The 24,858-nt window shown below is 68.0% G+C and carries 25 protein-coding genes; 11 read left to right on the top strand and 14 right to left on the bottom strand.

The window, feature by feature from the left end; all coding sequences use genetic code 11:
- Positions 1-32: 32 nt before the first annotated feature.
- The 4 genes from ACEQZY_RS17010 (at position 33) to ACEQZY_RS16995 (ending at position 4,905) form a co-directional block, all read left to right on the top strand.
- Entirely contained in the window at positions 33-893 is an 861-nt protein-coding gene (locus tag ACEQZY_RS17010) for an RMD1 family protein (RefSeq protein WP_370156019.1), read from the top strand.
- Positions 894-915: 22 nt separating this feature from the next.
- Positions 916-1,809 (top strand): agmatinase, encoded by an 894-nt coding sequence (gene speB / locus ACEQZY_RS17005; protein WP_370156017.1) that lies wholly within the window; start codon positions 916-918, stop codon positions 1,807-1,809.
- Positions 1,810-2,169: 360 nt separating this feature from the next.
- Positions 2,170-3,411, top strand: a complete 1,242-nt coding sequence (locus ACEQZY_RS17000) for a type III PLP-dependent enzyme (RefSeq protein ID WP_370156014.1) — start codon at positions 2,170-2,172, stop codon at positions 3,409-3,411.
- An 84-nt stretch (positions 3,412-3,495) separates the two neighbouring features.
- Positions 3,496-4,905: a homospermidine synthase gene (locus ACEQZY_RS16995; protein ID WP_370156011.1), complete on the top strand. Its 1,410-nt coding sequence runs from the start codon at positions 3,496-3,498 to the stop codon at positions 4,903-4,905.
- 62 nt (positions 4,906-4,967) lie between these two features.
- Here ACEQZY_RS16995 and ACEQZY_RS16990 read toward each other — a convergent pair whose 3' ends face one another.
- The 4 genes from ACEQZY_RS16990 to ACEQZY_RS16975 are packed head-to-tail and all read right to left on the bottom strand — an operon-like array spanning position 4,968 to position 7,261.
- On the bottom strand, positions 4,968-5,354 hold the full coding sequence (locus tag ACEQZY_RS16990) for a DUF971 domain-containing protein (protein WP_341702648.1): 387 nt from the start codon (positions 5,352-5,354) through the stop codon (positions 4,968-4,970).
- A gap of 1 nt (position 5,355) precedes the next feature.
- Positions 5,356-5,607, bottom strand: a complete 252-nt coding sequence (locus ACEQZY_RS16985; RefSeq protein WP_370156009.1) for a Trm112 family protein — start codon at positions 5,605-5,607, stop codon at positions 5,356-5,358.
- Positions 5,608-5,623: 16 nt separating this feature from the next.
- Positions 5,624-6,313: an LON peptidase substrate-binding domain-containing protein gene (locus tag ACEQZY_RS16980; RefSeq protein ID WP_341702646.1), complete on the bottom strand. Its 690-nt coding sequence runs from the start codon at positions 6,311-6,313 to the stop codon at positions 5,624-5,626.
- 12 nt (positions 6,314-6,325) lie between these two features.
- The gene (locus ACEQZY_RS16975) at positions 6,326-7,261 is read right to left on the bottom strand and encodes a co-chaperone YbbN (protein ID WP_341702645.1); all 936 of its coding nucleotides are present in this window, start codon (positions 7,259-7,261) and stop codon (positions 6,326-6,328) included.
- A 220-nt stretch (positions 7,262-7,481) separates the two neighbouring features.
- Between ACEQZY_RS16975 and amt the strand changes: the two genes are divergently transcribed.
- Entirely contained in the window at positions 7,482-9,644 is a 2,163-nt protein-coding gene (amt, locus tag ACEQZY_RS16970) for an ammonium transporter (protein WP_370156006.1), read from the top strand.
- A 3-nt stretch (positions 9,645-9,647) separates the two neighbouring features.
- Here amt and ACEQZY_RS16965 read toward each other — a convergent pair whose 3' ends face one another.
- The 3 genes from ACEQZY_RS16965 to ACEQZY_RS16955 all read right to left on the bottom strand — a co-directional run bounded on the left by ACEQZY_RS16965 (position 9,648) and on the right by ACEQZY_RS16955 (position 11,797).
- Positions 9,648-10,391, bottom strand: a complete 744-nt coding sequence (locus ACEQZY_RS16965) for a sulfite exporter TauE/SafE family protein (protein ID WP_370156003.1) — start codon at positions 10,389-10,391, stop codon at positions 9,648-9,650.
- A gap of 201 nt (positions 10,392-10,592) precedes the next feature.
- Positions 10,593-11,222, bottom strand: coding sequence for a glutathione S-transferase family protein (locus ACEQZY_RS16960; protein ID WP_370156001.1), 630 nt, complete (start codon positions 11,220-11,222; stop codon positions 10,593-10,595).
- Entirely contained in the window at positions 11,222-11,797 is a 576-nt protein-coding gene (locus ACEQZY_RS16955) for a DUF3291 domain-containing protein (protein ID WP_370155999.1), read from the bottom strand. The genes ACEQZY_RS16960 and ACEQZY_RS16955 overlap by 1 nt, the downstream gene beginning before the upstream one ends.
- Before the next feature lie 208 nt (positions 11,798-12,005).
- Between ACEQZY_RS16955 and ACEQZY_RS16950 the strand changes: the two genes are divergently transcribed.
- Positions 12,006-12,803: a putative phage abortive infection protein gene (locus tag ACEQZY_RS16950; RefSeq protein ID WP_370155996.1), complete on the top strand. Its 798-nt coding sequence runs from the start codon at positions 12,006-12,008 to the stop codon at positions 12,801-12,803.
- 29 nt (positions 12,804-12,832) lie between these two features.
- On the opposite strand, the gene ACEQZY_RS16945 is transcribed toward ACEQZY_RS16950, so the two are convergent.
- From ACEQZY_RS16945 to ACEQZY_RS16935, 3 genes are all read right to left on the bottom strand, one after another.
- On the bottom strand, positions 12,833-13,861 hold the full coding sequence (locus ACEQZY_RS16945) for an NAD(P)-dependent alcohol dehydrogenase (RefSeq protein WP_370155993.1): 1,029 nt from the start codon (positions 13,859-13,861) through the stop codon (positions 12,833-12,835).
- A gap of 228 nt (positions 13,862-14,089) precedes the next feature.
- The gene (locus ACEQZY_RS16940) at positions 14,090-14,866 is read right to left on the bottom strand and encodes a 2-keto-4-pentenoate hydratase (protein ID WP_370155991.1); all 777 of its coding nucleotides are present in this window, start codon (positions 14,864-14,866) and stop codon (positions 14,090-14,092) included.
- 18 nt (positions 14,867-14,884) lie between these two features.
- Entirely contained in the window at positions 14,885-15,985 is a 1,101-nt protein-coding gene (locus ACEQZY_RS16935) for a malate/lactate/ureidoglycolate dehydrogenase (protein ID WP_370155989.1), read from the bottom strand.
- Positions 15,986-16,074: 89 nt separating this feature from the next.
- On the opposite strand from ACEQZY_RS16935, the gene ACEQZY_RS16930 reads away from it, so the two are divergent.
- Both ACEQZY_RS16930 and ACEQZY_RS16925 read left to right on the top strand, forming a co-directional pair.
- A complete protein-coding gene (locus ACEQZY_RS16930; protein WP_370155986.1) occupies positions 16,075-16,503 on the top strand; it encodes a hypothetical protein in 429 nt (142 codons plus the stop codon).
- Between the two features lie 14 nt (positions 16,504-16,517).
- Positions 16,518-16,823, top strand: a complete 306-nt coding sequence (locus tag ACEQZY_RS16925; protein WP_370155984.1) for an NIPSNAP family protein — start codon at positions 16,518-16,520, stop codon at positions 16,821-16,823.
- 172 nt (positions 16,824-16,995) lie between these two features.
- Here ACEQZY_RS16925 and polA read toward each other — a convergent pair whose 3' ends face one another.
- Together polA and ACEQZY_RS16915 are read right to left on the bottom strand one after the other, a co-directional pair.
- The gene (gene polA, locus ACEQZY_RS16920) at positions 16,996-19,854 is read right to left on the bottom strand and encodes a DNA polymerase I (protein WP_370155982.1); all 2,859 of its coding nucleotides are present in this window, start codon (positions 19,852-19,854) and stop codon (positions 16,996-16,998) included.
- A gap of 3 nt (positions 19,855-19,857) precedes the next feature.
- On the bottom strand, positions 19,858-20,073 hold the full coding sequence (locus ACEQZY_RS16915; protein ID WP_341704362.1) for a zinc-finger domain-containing protein: 216 nt from the start codon (positions 20,071-20,073) through the stop codon (positions 19,858-19,860).
- A 192-nt stretch (positions 20,074-20,265) separates the two neighbouring features.
- On the opposite strand from ACEQZY_RS16915, the gene ACEQZY_RS16910 reads away from it, so the two are divergent.
- The 3 genes from ACEQZY_RS16910 (at position 20,266) to ACEQZY_RS16900 (ending at position 23,471) form a co-directional block, all read left to right on the top strand.
- On the top strand, positions 20,266-21,249 hold the full coding sequence (locus ACEQZY_RS16910) for an ABC transporter ATP-binding protein (RefSeq protein WP_341704363.1): 984 nt from the start codon (positions 20,266-20,268) through the stop codon (positions 21,247-21,249).
- Between the two features lie 226 nt (positions 21,250-21,475).
- Positions 21,476-22,435, top strand: coding sequence for a hypothetical protein (locus ACEQZY_RS16905; protein WP_341704364.1), 960 nt, complete (start codon positions 21,476-21,478; stop codon positions 22,433-22,435).
- A gap of 292 nt (positions 22,436-22,727) precedes the next feature.
- Positions 22,728-23,471 (top strand): class I SAM-dependent methyltransferase, encoded by a 744-nt coding sequence (locus ACEQZY_RS16900; protein WP_370155978.1) that lies wholly within the window; start codon positions 22,728-22,730, stop codon positions 23,469-23,471.
- Positions 23,472-23,560: 89 nt separating this feature from the next.
- Here the strand turns inward: ACEQZY_RS16900 and ACEQZY_RS16895 are convergent, their stop codons facing one another.
- Together ACEQZY_RS16895 and ACEQZY_RS16890 are read right to left on the bottom strand one after the other, a co-directional pair.
- Positions 23,561-24,067, bottom strand: coding sequence for an SRPBCC family protein (locus ACEQZY_RS16895; RefSeq protein WP_370155975.1), 507 nt, complete (start codon positions 24,065-24,067; stop codon positions 23,561-23,563).
- Positions 24,067-24,576: an ArsR/SmtB family transcription factor gene (locus ACEQZY_RS16890; protein WP_370155973.1), complete on the bottom strand. Its 510-nt coding sequence runs from the start codon at positions 24,574-24,576 to the stop codon at positions 24,067-24,069. Before ACEQZY_RS16890 ends, ACEQZY_RS16895 begins: the two co-directional genes overlap by 1 nt.
- Between the last annotated feature and the right edge of the window lie 282 nt (positions 24,577-24,858).

Raw genomic sequence — 24,858 nt, 5'->3', positions numbered from 1 at the left:
GCGGGGAACCGTTCCGTTCCGCAGGCTTACCCGTGACCGACCCGCAGACCATCGCCCCGCCGACATCCGCCGCTTCTCCTGCTGCTTCCCCTGCCGCGCCTCCTCCGGCCGCCGCCCGCCAGCTGACGGTGCGGGCGATCCTGCTGGGCGAGCGCATCGATACGGCGGGGCTGGAACGCTCGGATGCGATCTCGACCACGCCGTTCGCCTTCCGCGCCGGCGATCATGGCATGGTCGCCCTGTTCCGCTATGGCGCCGCGGTGACCGCGGGCCTGTCGCCGGTGGAGGAGGACGACATCCTGCGCATGATCCGGCCGCGGGTCAGCGGCGCCTATGCCCAGCTGGAAGACGAGGTGGTCACCCTGCGGCTCGGCGAGGGCAATGGCGAGGATGCGATTCCGCCGGGCGGCCCGGTGCTGGTGAAGGATCTCAGCCCGGAACGCTTCCTGGTGATCGCCGACGTGCTCGGCAAGAGCGTGGCGCTGGCCCATAACGAGCGCGAGGTCAGCAAGGTGTTCGACATCATCGACCCGCTGGCGCGCAGCATGGCCGGCGACGGCCGGGTGCCGGGCAACCGCAAGCAGCTGCTGAAGCTGATCGGCGAGTCGCTGCTGGTGCAGCACCGGGTGGCCGGCCGCGTGGCGGTGGAGGACAAGCCCGACGTGCTGTGGGACCGGCCGGAGCTGGAGCGCCTGTTCAGCCGCCTGCAGGACGAATACGAACTGACCGAGCGCGCCGATGCCCTGGCCGGCAAGGTGACGGTGATCCAGAACACCACCCGCGCGCTGACCGACCTGATCGACGCCCGGCGCAGCCTCGGGCTGGAGGCCGCCATCGTCGCCCTGATCGTGTTCGAGATCATCCTCACCTTCATCCACTGGGCCCTCAACTGATGGGCCCGCAACCGAGGCAGCAATGACCGGCATCCCGACCTTCGCCGTCTCCGGCGGCTTCCTCGGCGTCAGCCGCCGCGCCGCCGACCCGGCACTGGCGGTGGCCGGCATCCCCTTCGACATCGCCACGACGAACCGGCCCGGCGCCCGTTTCGGGCCCGATGCAATCCGCCGCGCCAGCCGCATGCTGGTCGATGGCGACCATCCGCTGGCCCGCCGCGACCTCGCTGCCGGCCTGTCGGATGTCGGCGATTTCGGGATCGCGCTGGGCGACGTGCCGGCCAGTCTGGCGCTGATCGAGAAGCAGGCCGGGGCCTTCCGCCATCTCGTCACCCTGGGTGGCGACCACGCCATCGCGCTGCCGCTGCTGCGGGCACTGGCGAAGCGGCAGCGCGGCCCTGTCGGGCTGGTGCATTTCGATGCCCATGTCGATACCTGGCCCGACAGCTTCGGCCAGCCCTACGGGCACGGCTCATGCTTCTACCACGCGATCCGCGAGGGGCTGGTCGATCCGCGCCGCATGATCCAGATCGGCATCCGCTCGCCGGTCCAGACCGACGTGCTGGACTGGACGCTGGGGCAGGGCGTCAGCATCCTGTCCGCGCAGGATGTGCACGAGCAGGGCGTTGCGGCCGTGGCCGAGCGCATCCGCAGCGTGGTCGGCCTGGCGCCGGCCTATCTGTCCTTCGACATCGACGCCCTCGATCCCGCCTTCGCGCCGGGCACCGGCACGCCGGAGATCGGCGGGCTGGCCACCTGGCAGGCGCAGGCGCTGATCCGCAGCCTCGGCGGCGTGAATTTCGCCGGCATGGACATGGTGGAGGTGGCGCCGGCCTATGACCATGCCGAGATCACCGCGCTGGCGGCGGCCACGCTGGTCTGCGAGTACCTCGCCCTGCTGCCGCCCGGAATATGACAATTTCGCCGGTGGCCGAATTTTTTCTTGCATCGCGGCGAAATTGCTTTAAGTGACGCGTCGAGACGCAGATCGCACGTGCCCCCGGCCGCCTGTTCGGTCAAGCAACGACGTACGCGTCCTTTTCGGAGAGCCAGCCAGGCCAGGTAGGCCAATCAGAGTGGGCTGGTGCCTTGAAGGAGCAGACGATGGTTGCGCTTAGTATGTGCAGGGGCTTCCGATAGCCCCCGCGAACCGGTCCCCGGCGATCACGCCCGCCCGTCGTGGCGGCCAGCCGGATCGGTTCCGCATTTCCCGACATTCCGAACACCGCCGCGCCCCCAGCCGGGGCGCCGCCGTCTGCCGTTATGGGGGTCTGCCATGACCGCGTCCCGTCTTCGCGTTGCCGTTTCCCCGCTCCGCCGCGAGTTTGCCCGCGGCGACCGCGCCGCCCTGCCCACGGTGGATGCCGTGGTGGCCCGCCTGCGTCCGGAAGAGCCGCTGCACTGCCTGCGCCCGGCCGCCATCGAGGCGGCGGCGCGCAGTTTCACCGCGGCCTTTGCCGGCCGCACGCTGTATGCCGTGAAGTGCAACCCCGAGCCGCGGGTGCTGTCGGCGCTGTGGCGTGGCGGCCTGCGTGCCTTCGACTGCGCCTCGCCGGCCGAGATCGCGCTGGTGCGCCAGGTGCTGCCGGAAGCCGGCATCCACTACATGCATCCGGTGAAGGCCCGCGCGGCGATCCGTGCGGCTTACGCCGAACACGGCGTGCGCGACTTCGCCTTCGACAGTGCCGACGAACTGGCCAAGATCGCGGCGGAAACCGGCAATGCGGGCGATCTCGGCCTGATCCTGCGGCTGGCGCTGCCCAAGGGCAATGCCGGCCTCGATCTCTCGGGCAAGTTCGGCGCCGCCATGGAAGATGCGCCGTCCCTGCTGCGTGCCGCCCGCGGCATGGCCGTGCGGCTCGGCATCTCCTTCCATGTCGGTTCGCAATGCACCGATCCGGCCCGCTGGGACGCGGCCATCGCGCTGGCCGCCGAGGTGGCCGCCGCGGCCGGCGTGCAGCTCGACATTCTCGATGTCGGCGGCGGTTTCCCCGTGGCGTATCCCCGGATGGGCGAGGGCAGTGCTGCGCTGCCCGACCTCGCCGCGATCATGGCCGCGATCGATGCCGGCGTGCAGCGCCTGCGCGACCGGCTGGGCGGCAGCGCGCCGGCCGAGATCTGGGCCGAGCCCGGCCGCGCCCTGGTCGCCCAGGGGGCTTCCGTGGTGGTGCAGGTGCAGGCCCGCAGGGGCGATGCGCTGTACATCAACGACGGCGTCTATGGCAGCCTGGCCGACGCTGGCAGCCTCGGCTGGCGCTTCCCGGTGCGGCCGCTGCGCGTGTCGCAGGCCCCCGGCCAGAGCTACACCCTGTTCGGGCCGACCTGCGACAGCCTCGACCGCATGGATGGCGGCTTCGAGCTGCCGTCCGACATCGCCGAGGGCGACTGGATCGAGATCGGCCAGCTCGGCGCCTATGGCGCCACCCTGCGGACCGCTTTCAACGGGTTCGACCGCGGCCGGCTGGTCGAGGTATCCGACCCGCCGCTGCTGGAAACCCCCGGCATCGCCATTGCCTGACCGTCGTCCAGCCGTCATAGGTTTGCGTTAAGACCGGCCGGGGGCCTGCCGTCCCCGGCGCCGTATCCTGAAGGAGAAGAAACAATGAAGCATGTGTCGTTTTCGGGCCGTCTGGTCATGGTGGGATTCGGCAGCATCGGCCAGGGCGTGCTGCCGCTGATCCTGCGCCATATCGACATGCCGGCCGACCGCATCGTCATCGTCACCGCGGAAGAGCGCGGCCATGACGTTGCCAGCGAATACGGCATCAAGTTCGTCAGGCAGCCGCTGACCCGCGAGAATTACCAGACCGTGCTGGAGCCGCTGCTGGCTGCGGGCGATTTCCTGCTCAACCTTTCCGTCGATGTCTCGTCGGTGGCGCTGATCGAACTGGCGCAGGCGCGTGGCGCCTTCTATCTCGACACCTGCATCGAACCCTGGGTCGGCGGCTATACCGATCCGTCGAAAAGCCCGTCGCAGCGGTCCAACTATGCCCTGCGCGAGAGCGCCCGCGCCCTGATCGAGAAATACCGGAACGGCCCGACCGCCGTGCTGACCCATGGCGCCAATCCGGGCCTGGTGTCGCATTTCGTCAAGGAAGCCCTGCTGCATATTGCCCGTGATACCGGTCATGCCGTCACCGCGCCGGCCGACCGCGCCGGCTGGGCCGCGCTGGCCCAGAGCCTCGGCGTCAAGGTGATCCATATCGCCGAGCGCGATACCCAGGTCGCCGAGCACCAGCCCAAGCGGCGCGGCGAATTCGTCAACACCTGGTCGATCGACGGCTTCGTCGGCGAGGGCTGCCAGCCGGCCGAGCTCGGCTGGGGCAGCCACGAGAAGACCATGCCGGCCGATGGCCGCCGCCACGATTTCGGCTGCGATGCCGCGATCTACCTGATGCGGCCGGGTGCCGGCACCCGGGTGCGGTCGTGGACGCCGCTGGAAGGTCCGATGCACGGCTTCCTCGTCACCCATAACGAGTCGATCTCGATGGCCGACTATTACGCGGTGAAGGAGGGCGACAGGGTCGTCTACCGGCCGACCGTGCATTACGCCTATCACCCCTGCGACGATGCCGTGCTCTCGCTGCACGAGATCGCCGGCAAGAACTGGGACATGCAGCCGAGCAAGCGGCTGATGATGGACGAGATCACCTCGGGCATGGACGAGCTGGGCGTGCTGCTGATGGGCCACAGGAAGGGCGCCTACTGGTACGGCTCGCGCCTGACCATCGAGGAAACCCGCAAGCTGGTGCCGCACAACAACGCCACCTCGCTGCAGGTGACCGTGGCGGTGCTGGCCGGCCTGGTCTGGGCGATCGAGAATCCCAAGGCCGGCCCGGTCGAGGCCGACGAGCTGGATCACGCGCGGATCATGGAGGTCTGCCGGCCGTATCTCGGCGAGATGGCTGGCGCCTATACCGACTGGACGCCGCTGGCCGAGCGCGAGACCCTGTTCCCGGAGGATATCGACCGCGACGATCCCTGGCAGTTCAAGAATTTCCGCGTGGTCTGAGCCGCGCGGCGCAACATGCCGTCCAGCCGGCCGGGAGCGATCCCGGCCGGTTTTTTCATGGCTCAGGGTTCGCGGCTGAGGCCGCGGGCCTGCATGCGGTCGAGATAGCTGGCCCACAGCGCGTCCTGGTCATGGCCGCGGTCGTAGAACCATTCCCAGGAATACAGCCCGGTATCGTGGCCGTCGTCGAAGCGCAGCCGCACGGCATAGCTGCCGACCGGCTCGATGGCGGCGATGGCGACATGGCGGCGGCCGGGCACCAGCGTCTTGTCGGTGCCGCCATGGCCCTGCACTTCGGCCGAGGGGCTTTCGATGCGCAGGAATTCCGCGGTGAAGCCGAAACTGCGGCCATCGGCGAAGGCGATCTCGAGGCGCTTCTCGGCCGATTTGTAGCGCAGCTCGCTGCAGGCGGGGCGGCCGGCCTTCTGATAGGGGGAATGCGGGTTCACGTCAGCCGGCGGGATGCCCGGTGGCCGGCCTGACATGATCGGGCGTGTCGTCGATCTGGCGCGCCTCGTCGACCAGCATGATCGGGATGCCGTCGCGGATCGGGAAGGCCAGTCCGGCCTTGTCGCTGACCAGCTCGTTGCGCTCGCGGTCCCAGGTCAGCCGTTCCTTGGTGACCGGGCAGACCAGCAGTTCCAGCAGTTTCGGATCGATCGTGGCTTTCGGTGCGGTGGTGTTCGGGCCGGTATCGCTCATCGCATTGTCCCCGCGGTCAGTTCGGCCGGGCGCTGCCGCCCGGTCCGGCCGGGTCCAGCAGCGCCATTTCCAGCAGCGCGATCAGCATCTCGGCGCGGGCGGCGAAATCCGGCGCCTCCAGCAGGGCCTGCTTCTCGCCGGCCGAGAACGGACAGACCATGGCCAGCGAATGCACCAGCAGGTCGTCGGATGCGGTGTGGATCGAGTCCCAGTCGGCCGGCAGGCCATGGCGGTCGCAATAGGCCTGCAGGGCCTTCAGCAGGCGCTCGCGCTGGCACAGGCCGTCGGGCGCGCTCTCGATATCGGCGGCAAACGGCGTGTAGTCGGCATCGACCTGGCGGTACAGCGTGCCGGCATCGTCCAGTTCGCGGGCGATGCGGAAGCGGCACAGGCCGCGCAGGGTGATCAGGATGCGGCCATCCTCGGTCTCGGCGGCGCCGGCAATCTCGCCGACGCAGCCGATCTGGTAGACATCGGGCTTCGGGTTGCCGCGTTCGGGCTCGGTCGGCTGGATCATGCCGATCAGGCCGCGGCCGCCGGCCTGCGCCGTCTCGATGGCGGCGCGGGTCATGGCGAGGTAGCGCGGCTCGAAGATGTTCAGCGGCAGCAGGGCGCGCGGCAGCAGCAGCACGCCGCTGAGCGGAAAGATCGGAATCGTCCGCTCCAGCTCGTCGATGGTCTGCAGGTCGGTGTCGTCGTCGGCCATGCCGCCAGTCTATCAGGCAAACAGGATCGACGACAGGCGCCGGCGGGCATCGACCACCAGCGGGTCCATCGGGCCCAGCGCCTCGAACACCTTCACCAGCTGCTTGCGGGCCGCCTCGTCGTTCCATTTGCGGTCGCGCTTCACGATTTCCAGCAGCTGGTCGATCGCCTCCTGCTGGCGGTTGGCGCCCATCAGCGCGGTGGCGTAATCCAGCCGCGCCTGGTGGTCGGCCGGATTGGCGGCGACGGCATCTTCCAGCGGCTTCAGCTGGCCGGCCGCCTGGGCGCCTTCCTCATGCAGCTGCAGCGCGGCTTTCGCGGCGGCGACATCGGCATGCTCGACCGGCGCCTCGGGCACCTGGGCCAGCACTTCCCGGGCCTCGTCGATCTCGCCCATGCCGACCAGCGCGCGGGCGAGGCCGGCCAGCGCCGGCACGCTCTCCGGTTCGGCGCCGAGCGCGGTCGAGAAGGCCTGCGCCGCCTCGGTCCAGTCCTGCGCCGCCAGGGCCGCCTTGCCGGCCTCGATCGCCTGGGCGGCGGTGTCGCCTTCCAGCGTGCCGCCGGCGAGGCCCTCGACGAATTTCTTCAGCTGGCTTTCCGGCAGGGCGCCGACGAAGCCGTCGACCGGCTGGCCGCCGGAGAAGGCATAGACCGCCGGGATCGACTGGATGCGCAGCTGCTGGGCCAGCGGCTGGTTCTGCGGCTCGTCGATATTCACCTTGACCAGCCGGACCTTGCCGTTGGCGGCCTTGACGGTCTTTTCCAGCAGCGGCGTCAGCGTCTTGCACGGGCCGCACCAGGGCGCCCAGAAGTCCACCAGCACGGGTGTGGCCATCGAGGCCTGCACGACATCCTGCATGAAGGTGGTGATGTCGGCATCCTTGATCAGGTCGCCGGCGGCCGGGGCGGCGGGGGCGGGGGATGCGGGGTTGGTTCCCAGAATGTCCATCGGTCTGTTTCTTCTCGGTGCGGAACGGGGGCTGGCGCCTGGCTCTGAGAGATAATGGGCTCATGGCGAAAAGCCAACAGCCCGCCGCCTGTTGCGGGATCAGCTGCCGCAAATATAGGCACGTATGCGGCACTTACAACCGGCAGGACCGAGTCGGAGGCTGGTATGGCTCTTGCTACGGGAATCGGGCCTGCCACGCCGGAGGGAAACGGGCCGCCGGATGACGACACCCGATCGCCTGGACATCGCCTGGGTGCTGATCGCCACCTGCATGATTTTCGTGATGCAGGCGGGGTTCTGCTGCCTCGAAAGCGGTTTCGTGCGGGCCAAGAACAGTATCAACGTGGCGTTGAAGAACCTGGTCGATTTCTGCATCGCCGGCCTGCTGTTCTGGGCCTTCGGCTTCGCCCTCGCCTTCGGGGCAGGCGACAGCGGCCTGTTCGGCGCCACCCACTGGCTCTACGAGGGCGGCGGTGGCATGGCCCCGGCCAGCTTCTTCCTGTTCCAGCTGATGTTCTGCGGCACCGCTGCCACCATCGTTTCCGGCGCGGTGGCCGAGCGGGTGGCCTTCACCAGCTACATCCTCATCACCATCGTGATCTCCGGCGCGATCTACCCGGTCTATGCCCACTGGGCGTGGAATACCGGCCAGTTCGGCGGCAGCGCCGGCTGGCTGGCCGAACTCGGCTTCATCGATTTCGCCGGCTCCACCGTGGTGCATTCGATCGGCGGCTGGGTGGCGCTGGCCGCCGTGCTGCTGATCGGCCCGCGCGCCGGCCGTTTCCTGCCCGGGGTGCCGGCGATCCGCGGCCACGACCTGGTGATGTCGACGCTGGGCACCATGCTGCTGTGGTTCGGCTGGTTCGGCTTCAACGGCGGCAGCACGCTGGCCTTCGACGGCAAGGTGCCGATGATCCTGATCAACACCACGCTGGGCGGCTGTGCCGGCGGCATTGCCGCACTGGTCGCCTCGCAGCTGGTGCACGACAAGCCGCGGGTGGAGGATTTCCTCAACGGCGCCCTGGCCGGCCTGGTCGCGATCACCGCCAACTGCCACACCGTCAGCGCCGCCGGCGCGGTGATCGTCGGCGGCATCGGCGGCGTGATCGCGCTGCTGGCGGCGATGCTGCTGGAATGGCGGCGCATCGACGACGTGATCGGCGCGGTGCCGGTGCACCTGGCCGCCGGCATCTGGGGCACGCTGGCGGTCGCCCTGTTCGGCAACCCGGCCGACTGGCCGGTCACTGCGGCAGGGGTGCCGCATGACCGGCTGACCCAGCTCGGCATCCAGGCGCTGGGCTGTGCCGCCGCCGGCGGCTTCGCCTTCACGGCCGCCTATGCGATCCTGTGGCTGATCAACCGGGTCAGCCCGCTGCGCATCAGCGCCGAGGGCGAGATGGTCGGCCTGAACCAGGCCGAGCATGGCGCCAGTTCGGCGATGCTGGACCTGGTCAACGACATGGAGCGCCACCGCAGCGACGGCCATTTCGCGCAGCCGGTGCGCGTGGTGATCGGCTCCGAGGTCGAGCCGATCGCCCTGCAGTACAACCGGGTGATCCAGCGCGTGAACAGCGATGCCGAGAAGCTGCGCCGCGCCATCGGCGATCTCGAGAAGGCCAAGGCGGCGGCCGAGGCGGCCTCCTCGGCCAAGACCGCCTTCCTCGGCAACATGAGCCACGAGCTGCGCACGCCGCTGAACGCGGTGATCGGCTTTTCGGAAATCCTCAGCCAGGAACTGTTCGGCGCCCTGGGCGATGCGCGCTACCGCGACTATGCCCGCGACATCCTCGCCTCCGGCCGGCATCTGCTCAGCCTGGTCAACGACCTGCTCGACCATACCCGCATCGAGGCCGGCCGCATCGACCTCGACGAAACCGAGATCGACGTGGCCGCGCAATGCGACGCGGCGCTCCGCATGGTGCGCGAACGGGCGCTGGCCGGCGACGTGACGCTGCAGACCGCGATCGCGCCGGAACTGCCCGACCTGGTCACCGACGAGCGGGCCTTCCGCCAGATGCTGCTCAACCTGCTCGGCAATGCCGTGAAATTCACCCCCACCGGCGGCAGGGTCACGCTGGCGGCGGCGATCGATCCGGATGGCCGGCTGGCGGTCAGCGTCGCCGATACCGGCATCGGCATGAAGAAGGAAGACATCCCGCGCGCGCTGGAGCCCTTCGTGCAGCTGCATCACCATCTCAGCAAGTCCTATGGCGGTGCCGGGCTCGGGCTGCCGCTGGTGCAGGCGATGATGCGGCTGAATGGCGGCACGGTGACGATCGAGAGCCACGAGGGCGCCGGCACCACCGTCACCCTGCGTTTTCCGCGCGCCCGGCTGGTGCGTCTGCCCGCGGCCAGCCCGGCGGCAGCCGGCGGCCAGAACTGAGGCTCAGGCCGCAAGCGCAGCCCCCGAGGCCAGCAGCAGCAGCAGAACCACGCGGCGGAAGGCGGCCTCGCTGAGCCGGCCGTACAGCCGCAGCCCGAGCCATGTGCCGGCCAGCAGCAGCGGCAATCCCGCAACGAACAGCCAGCCGGTGGCAACCGCCAGATGGCCGGCGGCAAGGGTGCCGCTGGCGCCGAGCCATGCGCCGCTCATCACGAAGGCCGCCACCGCCACCGGCTGGAAGATGGCGCGCTGCCGGTCTTTCGGCCAGCCGCGCAGGCCGCACCAGACGGCCGCAATGATGCCGCCCAGGCCGGTGGCGCCGGCCACCACGCCATTGACGAGCCCGGCGGCCATGTCGGCCGCACGGCCCGCGCGCAGCGGCGGCAGGTCCGGCCGCAGCAGGCCATACAGGCTGTAGAGCACGAGGAACAGGCCGGTGGCCCGCCGCAGGGGATCGGCATCCAGCCAGGCCAGCAGGCCGACCCCGGCCGGAATGCCGGCGGCGGTGCCGGCCAGCATCGGCCACAGCAGCGGCCAGTCGATCGCCCGCCGCAGCTTCCACACCGCCTGGCCCTGGACGATCAGGCCATAGCCGACGATCAGGGCGGCAGACTGCACCGGGTCGAGGACATGCAGCCAGATCGCCGCGGCCACCAGGCCGAAGGCGAAGCCGGACAGGCCGGCCACCACGCTGCCGAGAAAAGTTGCGGCCAGAAAAACCGGAAGATCCGGAACCGGGATGTCCATCTGCTCGCCCCATGATCGTGCGAGCAGCGCTTGGACGGACATCCGTCTGACGGGGAGGCTGCCTGATCCCCGATGCGCAAGTATAGCAGAACGGCATCCGCCTGCACGGCCATCCTCGCCCGCGGCCCGCCCGCCGGATGTCGGGCTGGGTGCCGGGCTGGATGTCGGGCCGGCGGCGGCCGTGTCGGCCAGCGGTCCGGCCTAGGCGGCTTTCGCGGTTTCGGCGGCGATGGCGGCCTGCACGCCGGGCCGGGCGGCCATGCGGGTGCGGTGGGCCAGCACGCGGGGGAAGCGGGCCGGATCGACGCCGTCGGCCTCCATCCACTGGGCGATGGTGAAGAGATAGGGATCGGCCACCGTATAGATGTCGCCCATCACCCAGGGGCCGCGCAGCAGGCCCGTCTCGATCAGCGCGAAACCCTCGGCCACCGATTGCGGCACCTTGCGCTTCATCGCCTCCAGTGCTTCCGGCTCGTCGGCCCAGCGGCTGCCGCGCATGCGGTGGGCATGGGCGACATGCACGGTGGAGCACAGATAGCTGTTGAAGGCCTGCATCTCGGCAAACAGGAAGGCATCGTCCAGCGGCGCCAGCCCTGCCGCCGGAAAGCTCTGGGCGATGAAGGCGAGGATCGCCGGCGTCTCGGTCAGCACCCCGCGCGGCGTCACCAGCGCCGGCACCCGGCCTTTCGGGTTGACCGCGAGATAATCCGGCGCGCGCTGCTGGTTGCTGCGGAAGTCGATGCGGTGCGTTCCGAATTCGGCACCGGCCTCGATCAGGGCGATATGCGAGGCCAGTGCGCAGGTATGCGGCGTGTAGTAGAGGGTCAGCATCAGGTCGGCTCCGGCGCGGGATGGCGGTCGGCATTGCGGGCGGCCAGCGCCCGCAGCTTCGCGCGGTCGATCATGGCAGGATTCCCCGCCGCATCGAAGGGCGCATGCCAGCCGAAGGCATGGGCCGAGGCACCGTGATCGTGCAGATGCTCGTGCCGCGCCACGGCCTCCTGCCAGTCGGGGGTGTGGTCGCCGGCCACCCACCACAGCACATAGGGCGGCCAGGCCGGTTTCTGCCCGGGCGGCGCCGGTTTCACGAACCATTCGCGGCCGCGCGCCAGCGCCGCCGCATGCAGGCCGTGATAGCTGAAGGCCATCGGCGATTCGAGATCGGCCCACAGCGACAGGGTGGAGGGCGAATGGGCATCGCCGCCGGTATAGAACCGCGGATAGGCATGCGCCCCCCAGCTGGCCGGCCCCGGATCGCCGTCATAGCCCGACCGCGCGATGAAGCCGGCGGCGGCCTCGGCGGCGGCAAGGTTGGCGTCGTTGATGGCATGAAAGCCGTCATTGGCCGGATCGGCCGAGGGCCGGCGGAAGATGCCGAAGGTGTAGAGGGCGAGGCGGGGTGGCATGGACTTCATATGATGTGCTGTAGCGGTGAGAATAACGAGAAGCTTCTTTTTCGCTCAATGCACAACAGAGTAAGGAAGATTTCAACTACATTGCCGAGCAGTAGCATAAGAAGATATGCAGAGCAAAGAATCGAGAATACCGACAGTCAAGCCGACTTTATTGTATTGTTTGTCGCGGGATGTGAGGGTGTTTGTTGGAGGGAGAACCATGGGGGAGGATGTTGAGCAAGATGTGGGCACGCCCATCTGGCCAGCGATGGGGGCTGTTGCATTTGTCTTTTTCCTCTGGGGGATGAATCTTTATGTCCTTCATGATGCGAAGGACCGCGGAACCTTTGGGGATATGTTTGGTGCCGTCAACGCAATCTTCTCCGGCTTGGCTTTTGCCGGAGTTTCGTATGCCATTTACATACAGCGCCAAGAAATCAAGCTTGCAAGGACGGAGATTCGCCAAACAAAGAAAATTCTTGAAAGACAGCAAGAACAACTTTCTTTGCAGAATGAAGAGACGCGGAAGCAAATTTTTGAAAGCACCTTTTTCCAGCTATTGAGGCTTCTTACTGACTTGACTGCGGCGATTGACCTTGTCCGCGACGGCAGGACAACTAAAGGGAAGGATGTGTTTCCTGTCTTTCTAGGTAGATTGCGAAAAGAATATATGTCTGACGGGTCAGTTCTTTATGACAAGCGAGAATTTCAGGGCGTGTATGAGCGGTTCTATCAAAAGCATAATTCTGAGCTAGGGCACTACTTTCGCACTGTCTATAACATCGTTAAGTTCGTAGACGCTTCTGATGTAAAGAATAAAAAGTTCTACACGAATATACTGCGTGCTCAGCTTTCGGATGCGGAGGTCGCGTTACTCTTTCACAACGGTTTGTCTCCTTATGGGCGAGAAAAATTCAAACCACTAATGGAGCGATACGGTCTACTGAAAAATGCAACGGACAGAGATTTGTTAGACATAAAGCTCAGGGAGGGGTTTAAGGCGTCGGCATTTGCTTAGCTGTTTGATCAAGCTGAATTTTCATTACTTCACATCCCCACCACGATCTTCCCGAAGGCGGCGCCACGACCCATATGCGCGAAGGCATCGCGCACGCCGGCCTCGGTGAAGCCGAAGCGGCTGTCGATCACCGGATGCATCTGCGCCTGCGCCATGGCGCGCAGCATGGCATCCAGCGCCGCTTTCGGTCCGACGGTCACGCCCTGCAGGCGGATATGCTGCATCACCACCAGCGGGATATGCAGGGCATTCTTCGGTCCCGACAGCACGCCGATCATGCTGATCATGCCGCCGGGGCGGATGGCGCGGATCGACTGGTTCAGGGTCTCGGCGCCGCCGAGTTCCACGATATGGTCCAGCCCGGCGCCGCCGGTCATGGCGCGCGCGGTGCGGCCCCAGTCCGGGTCGGTGCGGTAGTTGATGCCGTGGTCGGCACCGAGTTTCGCGGCGCGGGCCAGCTTCTCGTCGCTGGACGAGGTGACAGTCACCTCGGCGCCGCACAGCTTGGCGAATTGCAGGGCGAAGAGCGCCACGCCGCCGGTGCCCTGCACCAGCACGCGGTCGCCCGGCCGCACATTGCCGAGCGACACGATGGCGCTCCAGGCGGTCAGCGCGGCGCAGGGCAGGGCGGCGGCTTCCTCGTAGGACAGGTGATCGGGGATTTTCGCCAGCGCCGCGGCCGGAAAGCTGCGCGCCTCGCACAGCCAGCCATCGAAGGGCCCGCCCATGCTGACGGCGAATGTCTCCACGCTGGGCTCGCCGGCCAGCCAGGCCGGGAAGAAATGCCCCAGCACGCGGTCGCCGGGCCGGAATGCCGCAACACCGTCGCCCACCGCCACCACCTCGCCGGCACCGTCGGATACCGGGATCAACGGTAGCTTCTGCTTCGGGTTATACAGGCCCTGCAGCATCAGCCAGTCGCGGAAATTCAGCGAGCAGGCCTTCACCCGCACCAGCACCTCGCCGGGGCCGGGCTGGGCCGGCGGCTGCGGGCGTTCGGCCATCGCGAGGCCGTCGGTGCTGCCGGGGCTGAACTGCCGCAGTTCGATCGCGCGCATGCGCCGTTTCCTCCGCCTGTTCTTTTTCCGCGGCGGCATGATGCGGCAGGCGGCGGGAGCCGTCCAGCCCGGCGGACTGACGTGGCGTCAGGCTCTTTTCCCTCCATCGTCGCTCCCGCCCACGGGTCCGGCTTCGCCGGCCCGAGGACAGGCTCCAGCGGGAGCCCGGCCTGACGGGGAACTGGGTTCCCGCTTGCGCGGGAATGACGGAATATTCTTGAAGGGCGCTTATCCCGTGAACCGCACCTCGCAGCGGCCGAATTCGGGCGCATCGAGTTCGAAGGCATCGCCGGCCGCGGCCGGCTGCATGGGAAAGAAGGTGCCGGTCATGATCAGCTCGCCGGCGCGCAGGGGCTGGCCCAGCGCCACGCAGTCGCCGGCCAGCCAGGCCAGCGCCGCGAAGGGATGCCCGGCCACGGCGGCGCCGCTGCCCGAGGCGACATGGCTGCCATTCTTCGCAAGGCTCATGCCCAGCCGGCGCAGGTCGAGGCCGCCGGGCCGCCGGGCCGGACTGCCCAGCACCACCAGGCCGGAATTAGCGTTGTCGGCGACGAGGTCGGCGATCTTCGCGGCGCCGTTGGCGATGCGGCTGCCGGCAATCTCGATGGCGGGCATGCACCAGTCGACGGCGGCCAGCGCATCGGCCATGGTCGGCTGCGGCATGGTCAGGTCGCGGCCCAGCACCATCGCCACCTCGCCTTCCAGTTTCGGATGCAGTACCGCATCGGCCGGCACCGCGGCACCGTCGGCCAGCAGCATGTCGGCATAGAGCCAGCCCCAGGCCGGGGCGGTGGCTCCCAGGGCCGTTTGCGCCTGCGGGCTGGAGACGGCGATCTTGCGCCCGGCCACGCGCCGGCCGGCGGCGCGCCAGTGGTCGCGGTTGGCCTCCTGCACCTTGCGGGCCAGCGCAAGATCGTTGCCCAGGGCGTCGCGCACCGGCGGGATGGGGGTTTTCGTCTCGGCGGCGTCGCGCAGGGCGCGGGCGATGGCGGCGATGTCGGTCATGATGTCAGGTCTCCCCGTTCAGATGCCGGCGGCGGCATGGGTTTCGCTGGCGGCGATGCCGACGGATTCGCCGGCCCTGACGATCTCGCCCCAGGTGGTGGCATCCACCGGGATGCCGGCGGCAAGGCGGGCCCTGCGCATCTGCCGCTCGGGCTCGCCGGCCACCAGCACGCCGTTGCTGCCCGGCGCGTCATTCTGAGGAGAGGGCGGCGAGGCCTTCACGTAATCGACGAAGGCGGCCACCTCGCGGCGCCAGGTCTCGCCGCCGCCCAGCTTCGCCGGATCGACGATCACCGAGAACATGTTGTTGGTGATGGTGCCCGAGGCCCAGCTGCCCTCATGCATGGTGACGCCGCCGGTAAACGCGCCGGCCAGCAGCTCGGCGATCACCGCGAGGCCATAGCCCTTGTGGCCGCCGAAGGCGAGGATGGCGCCGGTGGGCGCGTCGAACATGGTGCGCGGCTCGGTGGTGGGCGCGCCTTTCGCGTCGATCAGGGTGTCGGGTGCCACCTGCTCGCCCTTGTTCATCGCCACCCGCACCTTGCCCATGGCGATCTTGCTGGTCGCCATGTCGAGCACGACAGGTTCTCCATCGGGTTCGGTGGCAGGGATCGCGCAGCAATAGGGATTGGTGGCAAAGCGCGCATCGCTGCCGCCATGCGGTGCCACCAGCGGCGTGCGGCCGACGACATTGACGTAATGGGTGGAGAGCAGTCCGGCGGCGGCGCATTGCTCGCCCCAGTGGCCGATGCGGCCGATATGGTGGCTGTTGCGCAGACTGACGATGCAGACGCCGGTCTCGCGGGCGCGGCGGATGCCCAGCTCCATGGCATCGTGGCCGATCACCTGGCCGTAACCCATGTTGCCGTCGAGATTGAGGATGGCGCCGTGATCGGCCAGCACGGCCGGCGCCGCATTGATCTTCAGCCGCTTTTCCACCACGGCGAGGATATAGGCGGGCAGCATGCCCACCCCGTGGCTGTCATGGCCCGACAGGTTGGCCAGCACCAGGTTGTCGGCGACCAGGGCCGCCTCGCGCTCGTTGCTTCCCCCCGCCAGCACGATATGGCGCACGGCCCGGCGCAGGGCGGAGGCGTCGATGGTGACGGTGGCAGCCATGGGGAGGTTTCCTCGGATCTTGTTGTTTTTGCCGCTTCCGGTGTAGCGGAAAGCTTGCGGGGCGACAACGGCGGCGGCAGGATGCCGGCATGCGTTTCACCCCTGCAACACTGCCGCTGCTGGCTGTTCTGCTTGCCGCCGGTTCGCTCGCGGGCTGCGTCTCGCCGCTGGAAGAGGCGGCAAGGCGCGCGCCTGCCGAACTGCCCGGCCTCAGCGACAGCCAGCTGCGGCACTGCGCCGGCGAGCCGGTGGCGAAGAACCGCGAGGGTGCCGACGAGCTGTGGAGCTATTTCCGCGAGACCAGCCGCTCGGCCACCGCCACATCCGATGTCGGCTACACGCCCACCGCGCGCGGCAGCAGCAGCTACGAGTATTTTCGCCATTGCGAAGCGGTGTTCCGCCTGCGCGGCGGCCGCGTGGTCGCCGTCGAACTCAATGGCCGCATCGCCACCGGCCGGCCCGCGCCGGAGCCCTGCGGCGCCATCGTCGAAACCTGCCTCAGGCTGAAGGGGCGCTGAAAGGCGCGCGCTGCATGATCACCTGTTTCCTGCGCTACGAAGTCGATCCGGACAAGCTTGCCGATTTCGAACAATACGGAAAGATGTGGATCCGGCTGGTGAACAAACTGGGCGGCACCCATCACGGCTATCTGATGCCGTCGGAAGGCGCCAGCGACGTGGCTTTGGCCTCGTTCAGCTTTCCGTCGCTCGCCGCCTACGAGCAGTATCGCAGGGCGGCGGCCACCGATCCGGACTGCCAGGCGGCGCTGGCCTTCCACGAGAAGACCAAATGCTTCCGCCGCTACGAGCGCAGCTTTTTCCGGCCGGTTTTCGAGTAATCGCTATCACTGTCGTCCCCGCCCACGGGTCCGGCTTTGCCGGCCCGAGGACAGGCTCCAGCGGGGCCCCAGAGGGTGTGGCGGGCCGTTTGGCCTGACGCTGGGTTCCCGCTTGCGCGGGAACGACGCCGGGAGATCAGTGCGCGGCGTCCCAGCTGTCGCCCCAGCCGCGCTAATGCGCGGCGTCCCAGCTGTCGCCCGATCCGGCTTCCACGGTCAGCGGCACCGAGAGATCGGCGGCGCCCTGCATGACGCGCTTGGCCACCGCGATCAGCGCCTCGACTTCCGCCTCCGGCGCCTCGAACACCAGTTCGTCATGCACCTGCAGCAGCATGCGGGCCTTCAGGCCTTCTGCCGCCAGCGCGGCGGGCAGCCGGCCCATGGCGCGCTTGATCACGTCGGCGGCCGAGCCCTGGATCGGCGCATTGATCGCCGCGCGTTCCAGAAACGCGCGCTCGGCCGGGTTCTTCGTGTTGATGTTGGGGAAATGCACCCGCCGGCCGTAGAGCGTGGTGACAAACCCCTGCTCCTTCACCTGCTTTTTCGTGTCGTCCATATAGGCGCGGATGCCGGGATAGCGTTTGAAATAGGCCTCGATATAGGCCTGCGCCTCGCGTTGCGGGATGCCGAGCTGGGCCGCGAGGCCGAAGGCGCTCATGCCGTAGATGATGCCGAAATTGATCGCCTTCGCCGCGCGGCGCACCATCGGGTCCATGCCCTCGACCGGCGTGTCGAACACCTGGCTGGCGGTCAGCGCATGGATGTCGACGCCGTCGAGAAACGCCTGTTTCAGGGCGGCGATGTCGGCGATATGGGCGAGGATGCGCAATTCGATCTGCGAATAGTCGGCCGAGACCAGTTTGCAGCCCGTCTCGGCGACGAAGGCCTTGCGGATCTTGCGGCCTTCCTCGCTGCGCACCGGGATATTCTGCAGGTTCGGGTCGTTCGACGCGAAGCGGCCGGTATTGGTCGACGAGATCGAATAGGAGGTATGCACGCGGCCCGTCTTCGGGTTGATCGAAGCGACCAGCGCATCCGTGTAGGTGGATTTCAGCTTCTGCAGCTGGCGCCAGTCCAGCACCACCCGCGGCAGTTCGTGCCCCTGCGCGGCGAGGTCTTCCAGCACGTCGGCGCCGGTCGAGTAGGCCCCGGTCTTGCCTTTGCGGCCGCCGGGCAGCGACATTTTATCGAACAGGATCTCGCCGAGCTGCTTGGGCGAGCCGATATTGAAGCTTTCCTCGGCCAGCTCATGGGCCTTCTTCTCGAAGCCGGCCATGCGTTCGGCGAAATCGGCCGACAGGCGGTTCAGCTCGGCCGGATCGACCCGGATGCCGGCCACTTCCATGGCGGCGACCACCGCGGGCAGCGGGCGTTCGATGGTCTCGTACAGCGTGACCTGCTTCTCGGCCAGCAGGCGCGGCTTCAGGATGTTGTACAGCCGGAGCGTGACGTCGGCGTCTTCGGCGGCATATCTGCAGGCGGCGTCGAGCGCCACTTCGGCAAAGGAGATGCGCGCCTTGCCGGTGCCGGTCACTTCATCATAGCCGATCGGCTTGTGGCCCAGATGCAGCTCCGACAGCTCGTCCATGCCGTGGCCGTGTCTGCCGGCATCGAGCACGTAGGAGAGCAGCATGGTGTCGTCATAGGCGACGATGTCGAGGCCGTAGCCCGCCAGCACCGCCATGTCGTATTTGATGTTCTGGCCGATCTTCAGCACAGCCGGATCGGCCAGCAAAGGCTTCAGCGCGGCGAGTGCGTCGGCCAGCGGAATCTGCCGGATTGCGCCATGGCCGGCGAGGTCGAGGCCGCCGCCGCCCGACAGCGAGCCCGGCGCCACATGGCCGACCGGCACGTAACAGGCCGCACCCGGCTCGATGGCAAGGCTGAAGCCGACCAGCTCGGCCTTCGTCGGCGAGAGATCGGTGGTCTCGGTATCGAACGCGACCAGCCCGGCGGCGAAGGCGCGGTCGATCCAGCCCTGCAGGGTCGCCAGATCCTGCACCAGGTCGTAGCGGCCCTCGGCCACCGGCGCGGCCGGGGCTTCCGCCGCCGGATTGACCTCGCCCGCGAAGGCGACCGGCGCCGCCGCCGCTGCGGTCGGCGCGCCTCCGTTCGCATCCGGGCCCATATCCGCCGTGCCGCGCAGCTTCAGCCGGTTCTCGATCCGGGTCTTCAGCGAGCGGAATTCCATCGCATCGAGGAAGGCGGCCAGCTTCGGCCAGGCGACGGGGCCGAGCTTCAGCGCGTCGAGATCTTCGGTCACCGGCGCATCGTCGCGCAGTTTCACCAGGTCGCGCGAGATGCGGGCCTTCTCGGCATGCTCGATCAGGTTCTGGCGCCGCTTGGGCTGCTTGATTTCTTCGGCGCGGGCCAGCAGCGTGTCGAGGTCGCCATAGGTGTTGATCAGTTCGGCCGCTGTCTTGATGCCGATGCCGGGCACGCCGGGCACGTTGTCGGTGGGGTCGCCGGCCAGGGCCTGCACATCCACCACCCTGTCGGGCGCGACGCCGAATTTCTCCATCACCTCGCCGGGGCCGATGGCGCGGTCCTTCATCGGATCGAGCATGCTGACGCCGTCACGCACCAGCTGCATCAGGTCCTTGTCCGACGAGACGACCACCACCTCCATGCCGGCCTCGCGGGCCAGCCTTGCGTAAGTGGCGATCAGGTCGTCGGCCTCGAAGCCGTCCATCTCCAGCGTCGCCAGGCCGAAGGCGCGCGACGCATCGCGGATCGGGCCGAATTGCGGGATCAGGTCTTCCGGCGTCTCGGCGCGGTTGGCCTTGTAGTCGGGATAGATCTCGCTGCGGAAGGTGATGCGGCTGGTGTCGAAGATCACCGCCATGTGGCTGACCGCCTGGTCATGCTCGGCCTTGTCGCGAAGCGACGAGAGCATGTTGCAGAAGCCGGAGACGGCGCCGACCGGCATGCCGTCCGACTTGCGGGTCAGCGGCGGCAGCGCGTGATAGGCCCGGAAGATGTAGCCCGAGCCGTCGACCAGGTAGAGGCGGTGTTTCGCGGACGCGGCCATCAATTAATGGCCATGCCCGCCGGCGCCTTCCTTCAGGATGTAGAGGCGGCCGCAATAGGGGCAGTCGATCTCGTGTTTCTCGCCCATGTTGAGATAGACGCGCGGATGGCCGAGCGCGCCGCCGCCGCCATCGCAGGCAACCACGGGGCTGTCGACCGCGATGGTCTCGACAGGGGAGCGGCCGGAAGCGGAGGCCGGTGCGGTGTTCTGGGGCTGCATCTTGCCATTCTCCGAAAGGGCGATACCTGTAAGGGCGATACCTGAATAGAGCAATATCTGCCAGCGGGGACAGGCGCTTGCCCGCGCCGGTTTGACCCGGCGGTCCCCGGGTGATACCTACCCCACAAAGCACCGTTTCGCCAGTCTTTCAGACCAAACTCGCCGCCCGCACAAGCCGGAAAACAGGCCCCGATGCCCGACACGATCCGCACGATTCCCGCCGCCGCCGCCACAGCTTCCGCCGCGTCGTCGCCCGCGATTTCCCTGCGCGGCCTGGAAAAGGTCTATGGCCGCGGCGCCACCGCCAAGCGCGCGCTGAAGGGCATCGACCTCGACATCCCGCGCGGCAGCTTTTTCGGCCTGCTGGGGCCGAACGGCGCCGGCAAGTCCACCCTGATCAACATCCTCGCCGGGCTGGTGCGCAAGACCGCCGGCACGGCCGCGATCTGGGGCCACGACATCGACCACGACAAGCGGCAGGCCCAGGCCGCGATCGGCGTGGTGCCGCAGGAACTGAACATCGATCCCTTCTTCACGCCGCGCGAGGCGCTGGAATTCCAGGCCGGCCTCTATGGCGTGCCGCGGGCCGAACGCCGCACGGCGGAAATCCTTGCCGCCGTCGGCCTCACCGACAAGGCCGACAGTTACGCGCGCACCCTGTCCGGCGGCATGCGCCGGCGCATGCTGGTGGCCAAGGCGCTGGTGCATGCGCCGCCGGTGCTGGTGCTGGACGAACCCACCGCCGGCGTCGATGTCGAACTGCGCCAGCAGCTCTGGGCCTATGTGCGCCAGCTCAATGCCGCCGGCACCACCGTGGTGCTGACCACCCATTACCTCGAAGAGGCCGAGGCCTTGTGTGACCACATCGCCATCGTGCATCACGGCGCGATCGCGGCGATGGATTCGACGCCGGCCCTGCTGGCGCGGCTCGACCGCAAGGACGTGATCCTCACGCTCGCCGCCGACCTCGCCGCCCTGCCGGCGGTGTTCGCCGACCTCAATGCCGAACTGCTGGGGCCGCGCCGCCTGCGCCTGCAATACCGGCCGAGCCAGATCGCCTTCTCGACCGTGCTCGCCCGCATCCAGGGCGCCGGGCTGGAGATTGCCGATCTTTCCACGCAGGATGCCGACCTTGAGGACCTGTTCCTCGAACTGACGGCGAAGAAGGCGGCTTAGTTTTTCCCAGTTCGTCATGCCTGGACCTGATCCGGGCATCCACGTCTTCGTTTCCGACGGATGAAAGGCATGGATGGCCGGGACAAGCCCGGCCATGACGTCAGATAGAGTATGCATACTTCTGTAGTCAGTCTCGCAAATCGCGCTGGCCCGTCTCTCGGTCTCCTCGCTATCCTGACACGGGATAACGGGGGAGGCGTCGATGCGCCGCATGTGGTCTGCGTGCATGAGTCTGCTGCTGCCGGCCGCGGCGCTGGCGCAGGGCACGGTGCAGTGGGTGGATTTCCCGCCGGCCCAGAGCCGTCTCAGCTTTGATGCGCCCGGCCTGTCGGGCCGGCCCGGCAAGGCGCAGGAAGGCATGTGGGTCGGCAGCGGGAAGAACAACGTCCGCCGTTTCGCCTATCTCTACCCGTCAGGCGGCGGCGGTCGTGCCTTCGCCACCGTGGTGGTGTTCAGCATCAATGCGGAAACAACGTTCTTCAACGCGATCCCCGATTTCGACACGCTGGTCCCGACGCTCTACACCGAGTTCCAGAACAAGCCTCTGGTCTGGGATGACGCCGGCCGGCAGGCCGGGACATCGCCGCTCGGGGCGACCGGCTACCGCCGCTTCACGGCGCTGGGCCGCTCCTGCGTCAGTTTCGGCGGCCTGTATGGCGGCATCCGGGGTTCCGGCTACGAGAACGGCAGCACCCAGGTCGGCAGCGACCAGATTCTTGGCTATTACTGCGCGGCGGACGGTCACCGCCTGTCGGCGGAGGATGCGGCGCTGGTGCTGTCGCGGCTGGGTTTCGAGGGACTGGGCAAGCCGCAGGGCCCGGCGCCATCCGGCTTTGCGGCTTCTGCCGCCGCTCCGGTTGCTAACGATGCGCCACTGGCGTCCGCCGAGATGCGCCGGCAAGTGGCGCTGGTCTGGGAGGGTCACCCGGGGCCGATCAATGCCAGCCTGACTTTCGATCCGAAGGCAGCCACTGCTCGGTTGAGCGTGACGCTGCCCGGCGAAGACAAGGACTGCACCGGCATCGCGCACACCGCGAAAGACAATACCGGCACCTGGTCGGTGCAATGTCCCAGCGGCGCCTATGCCGGCGGCACATTCCGCGGTCTCGGGCGAGGGAAAGGCTCGATGGGTGAGGGGCGCGACAATAAAGGCGCCAAAATCGCCTTCACCGTGGCGGGCGAGTAGGGGCGCATCCTCGAACTGACGGCGAAGAAGGCGGCTTAGTTTTTCCCAATTCGTCATGCCCGGACCTGATCCGGGCATCCACGTCTTCGTTTCCGACGGATGAAAGGCATGGATGGCCGGGACAAGCCCGGCCATGACGTCAGAGGGGCTGACGGATTCCCCGGTCTTAACCCCCGCTTAACCATAATCCTTTCTGCTGGGTGCGATGTTCCACCGCCGCCGCGTTTTCGCGGCGGGAGACGAAGCCGCCTGCCGCATTCCTCCGCGGCGGCGCAGCGAGGAGGACAGTGCGATGGGTGAGCCCGCCGCCTCGGCATTGCCCGGCCGCCAGTCCGGCCGTTACTGGGATGCCGCCGCCAGCAACTGGGAAGACGAGATCTTCTCGTCCTTTCACAACGACCGCAAAGGCGTGATCGCCGCCGCCCTGAAGGCGGCCGCCGATCCGCAGGCGACGCTGGCCGATTTCGGCTGCGGGGTGGGCATCTACCTGCCGCTGCTCGGCCGGCTGTTCGGCCGCGTGCACGGCTTCGAGCAGTCGGCGGCCTGCGTCGATGTGGCGCGGCGCAAGGTGCGGCGGCAGCGGAATGTCTCGGTGCATGTGGCCAGCCGCACGGCGCGGCGCTGGCGCGGCAGCTTCGATGCCGTGCTGTGTGCCAATGCCGCGATCCATCCGCGCCCGGCCATGTGGCGCGGCGTGCTGCAATCGGCGCATGACCTGCTGCGCCGGCAGGGCCGGCTGATCCTGGTGGTGCCGGCCCTGGGTTCGGCGCGGCTGCTGATGCGGGCGGAGGCCCATACCGGCGATCCCAGCATCGTGGTCGGCCGCGATGCCGATGGGGCGGCGCGCGTCACCATCGACGGTGTCGCCACCAAGCATTACACGCAGCCTGAGCTGAAGCGCGAACTGGCCGCGCTCGGGTTTGCCGGGATCAATGTGCGCCGCATCGAATATTCCTGGAACTGCCACGGCCTGCGCGCGCCGAAGGCCCTGCGCGGCGCGAAGCCGTGGGACTGGCTGGTCACGGCCAAGGCATAAGGGCCGCGCCCAGTCGCTCGTGCCCAGTCGCTCGCACCCAGAGGCCGCACCTGGTGGCCCGCGCGCAACACGCGGGCCGGCCCGGCGGTTTACAGCAGGCTTTTCGCGTAGTCTTCCATCTGCGTGGCGGCCGTGGCCCAGCCATCGTGGAAGCCCATTTCCTCATGCTTCCTGCGGTCGGCATCGTCCTTGTGCAGGGCGGTGGCCGTGTAGCGCGTGCCGCCCGCGATCTCCTCCATGGTGACGATGGCGGTGAAGAAGGGATTGGTCGCCGGGCGCCAGCCCGGATGCAGCGTGTCGGTGAAGACGAGGCGCCGGTTCTCGACCAGCTCGAGGAAGATGCCGAGATTGGGGAATTCCTGGCCCTCGGGCCCGCGCATCACGGTGAAGAACTTGCCGCCGGGCCGCAGCTCGATCTCGCATTGCGTCACCATCCAGGGGCGCGGGCAGAACCACGGCATCAGATGCTCGGGCGTGGTCCACACCTTCCAGACCAGGGCGGGCGGCACCGCAAGGTCGCGGGTCAGGGTCAGGTCGAGGCGGCCGGTCTGTTCACCGGTTTTGCCGGAAGAGGCGGAAGAGGGGGAGGCGGACATCACTCATTCTCCGTTCGGGGTCTGGTCTGGCGGGTCGCGGATTTGCTGCCGGCCGCGTCCGGTTCCGGCTTCTGTATGGGGTTGTGGTCTGGCGCCGGCTCCGGTGCCTGCACCTGCTGCTGCCCGTGCTGCTGCTCTTGGGCATGCAGGGCCAGCAGATAGGCTTCCATGCGGTCGAGCCGGCCTTCCCAGATGGCGCGCTGGCGCGCGATCCAGGCTTCGGCCTGCTGCATCGCGGTGGGTTCCAGCCGGCAGTAATGGGTGCGGCCCTGCACCTCGCGCCGCACCAGGCCGGCGCGTTCCAGCGCCTTCACATGCTTGGAGACGGCGGCAAAGGTCATCGCCTGCGGCGCGGCCAGCTCGCTGATGCTGTAACGGCCGCCGCCGGCCAGCCGCTGCAGCATGCCGCGCCGGGTGCCGTCGGCCAGGGCATGGAACAGGGCATCCAGCCGCGCGGCGTCGGGCGGGGGCGGCGCCGCGGCGCCGGGAGGGGTATGAAGCTCAACCATGAGGTTGAACATATCGGGCTGGCGGCCAAAGGTCAACCAGAAAGTATAATATCAGGGATGACGCAGAATTCTTCCTCGTTTTCCGGACTTTTCTCTTGACAAATGTTCCCGTTATGTGCCAGTCTGGACAGACTCCGGATGCCTGCATGGCTGGCCGGACGAACCGCCACGAACCGCCACGAACCGCCACGAACCGCCACGAACCGCCACGAACCGCCACGAACCGCCACGAACCGCCACGAACCGCCACGAACCGCCACGAACCGCCACGAACCGCCACGA

The sequence above is a fragment of the Ferrovibrio sp. genome (assembly GCF_964218355.1).
Classification (GTDB): domain Bacteria; phylum Pseudomonadota; class Alphaproteobacteria; order Ferrovibrionales; family Ferrovibrionaceae; genus Ferrovibrio.
The sequence above is the reverse complement of the archived record's forward strand: the minus strand, read 5'-3'. Positions and strand labels throughout refer to the sequence as shown.

What these genes read in the sequence shown, in the direction of transcription:
- speB (WP_370156017.1), top strand. Translation starts at nt 916, where the DNA reads ATGACCGGCATCCCGACCTTCGCCGTCTCCGGCGGCTTCCTCGGCGTC.
- ACEQZY_RS17000 (WP_370156014.1), top strand. Translation starts at nt 2,170, where the DNA reads ATGACCGCGTCCCGTCTTCGCGTTGCCGTTTCCCCGCTCCGCCGCGAG.
- ACEQZY_RS16995 (WP_370156011.1), top strand. Translation starts at nt 3,496, where the DNA reads ATGAAGCATGTGTCGTTTTCGGGCCGTCTGGTCATGGTGGGATTCGGC.
- ACEQZY_RS16985 (WP_370156009.1), bottom strand. Translation starts at nt 5,607, where the DNA reads ATGAGCGATACCGGCCCGAACACCACCGCACCGAAAGCCACGATCGAT.
- ACEQZY_RS16980 (WP_341702646.1), bottom strand. Translation starts at nt 6,313, where the DNA reads ATGGCCGACGACGACACCGACCTGCAGACCATCGACGAGCTGGAGCGG.
- ACEQZY_RS16975 (WP_341702645.1), bottom strand. Translation starts at nt 7,261, where the DNA reads ATGGACATTCTGGGAACCAACCCCGCATCCCCCGCCCCCGCCGCCCCG.
- amt (WP_370156006.1), top strand. Translation starts at nt 7,482, where the DNA reads ATGACGACACCCGATCGCCTGGACATCGCCTGGGTGCTGATCGCCACC.
- ACEQZY_RS16965 (WP_370156003.1), bottom strand. Translation starts at nt 10,391, where the DNA reads ATGGACATCCCGGTTCCGGATCTTCCGGTTTTTCTGGCCGCAACTTTT.
- ACEQZY_RS16960 (WP_370156001.1), bottom strand. Translation starts at nt 11,222, where the DNA reads ATGCTGACCCTCTACTACACGCCGCATACCTGCGCACTGGCCTCGCAT.
- ACEQZY_RS16955 (WP_370155999.1), bottom strand. Translation starts at nt 11,797, where the DNA reads ATGCCACCCCGCCTCGCCCTCTACACCTTCGGCATCTTCCGCCGGCCC.
- ACEQZY_RS16950 (WP_370155996.1), top strand. Translation starts at nt 12,006, where the DNA reads ATGGGGGAGGATGTTGAGCAAGATGTGGGCACGCCCATCTGGCCAGCG.
- ACEQZY_RS16945 (WP_370155993.1), bottom strand. Translation starts at nt 13,861, where the DNA reads ATGCGCGCGATCGAACTGCGGCAGTTCAGCCCCGGCAGCACCGACGGC.
- ACEQZY_RS16940 (WP_370155991.1), bottom strand. Translation starts at nt 14,866, where the DNA reads ATGACCGACATCGCCGCCATCGCCCGCGCCCTGCGCGACGCCGCCGAG.
- ACEQZY_RS16935 (WP_370155989.1), bottom strand. Translation starts at nt 15,985, where the DNA reads ATGGCTGCCACCGTCACCATCGACGCCTCCGCCCTGCGCCGGGCCGTG.
- ACEQZY_RS16930 (WP_370155986.1), top strand. Translation starts at nt 16,075, where the DNA reads ATGCGTTTCACCCCTGCAACACTGCCGCTGCTGGCTGTTCTGCTTGCC.
- ACEQZY_RS16925 (WP_370155984.1), top strand. Translation starts at nt 16,518, where the DNA reads ATGATCACCTGTTTCCTGCGCTACGAAGTCGATCCGGACAAGCTTGCC.
- polA (WP_370155982.1), bottom strand. Translation starts at nt 19,854, where the DNA reads ATGGCCGCGTCCGCGAAACACCGCCTCTACCTGGTCGACGGCTCGGGC.
- ACEQZY_RS16915 (WP_341704362.1), bottom strand. Translation starts at nt 20,073, where the DNA reads ATGCAGCCCCAGAACACCGCACCGGCCTCCGCTTCCGGCCGCTCCCCT.
- ACEQZY_RS16910 (WP_341704363.1), top strand. Translation starts at nt 20,266, where the DNA reads ATGCCCGACACGATCCGCACGATTCCCGCCGCCGCCGCCACAGCTTCC.
- ACEQZY_RS16905 (WP_341704364.1), top strand. Translation starts at nt 21,476, where the DNA reads ATGAGTCTGCTGCTGCCGGCCGCGGCGCTGGCGCAGGGCACGGTGCAG.
- ACEQZY_RS16900 (WP_370155978.1), top strand. Translation starts at nt 22,728, where the DNA reads ATGGGTGAGCCCGCCGCCTCGGCATTGCCCGGCCGCCAGTCCGGCCGT.
- ACEQZY_RS16895 (WP_370155975.1), bottom strand. Translation starts at nt 24,067, where the DNA reads ATGTCCGCCTCCCCCTCTTCCGCCTCTTCCGGCAAAACCGGTGAACAG.
- ACEQZY_RS16890 (WP_370155973.1), bottom strand. Translation starts at nt 24,576, where the DNA reads ATGGTTGAGCTTCATACCCCTCCCGGCGCCGCGGCGCCGCCCCCGCCC.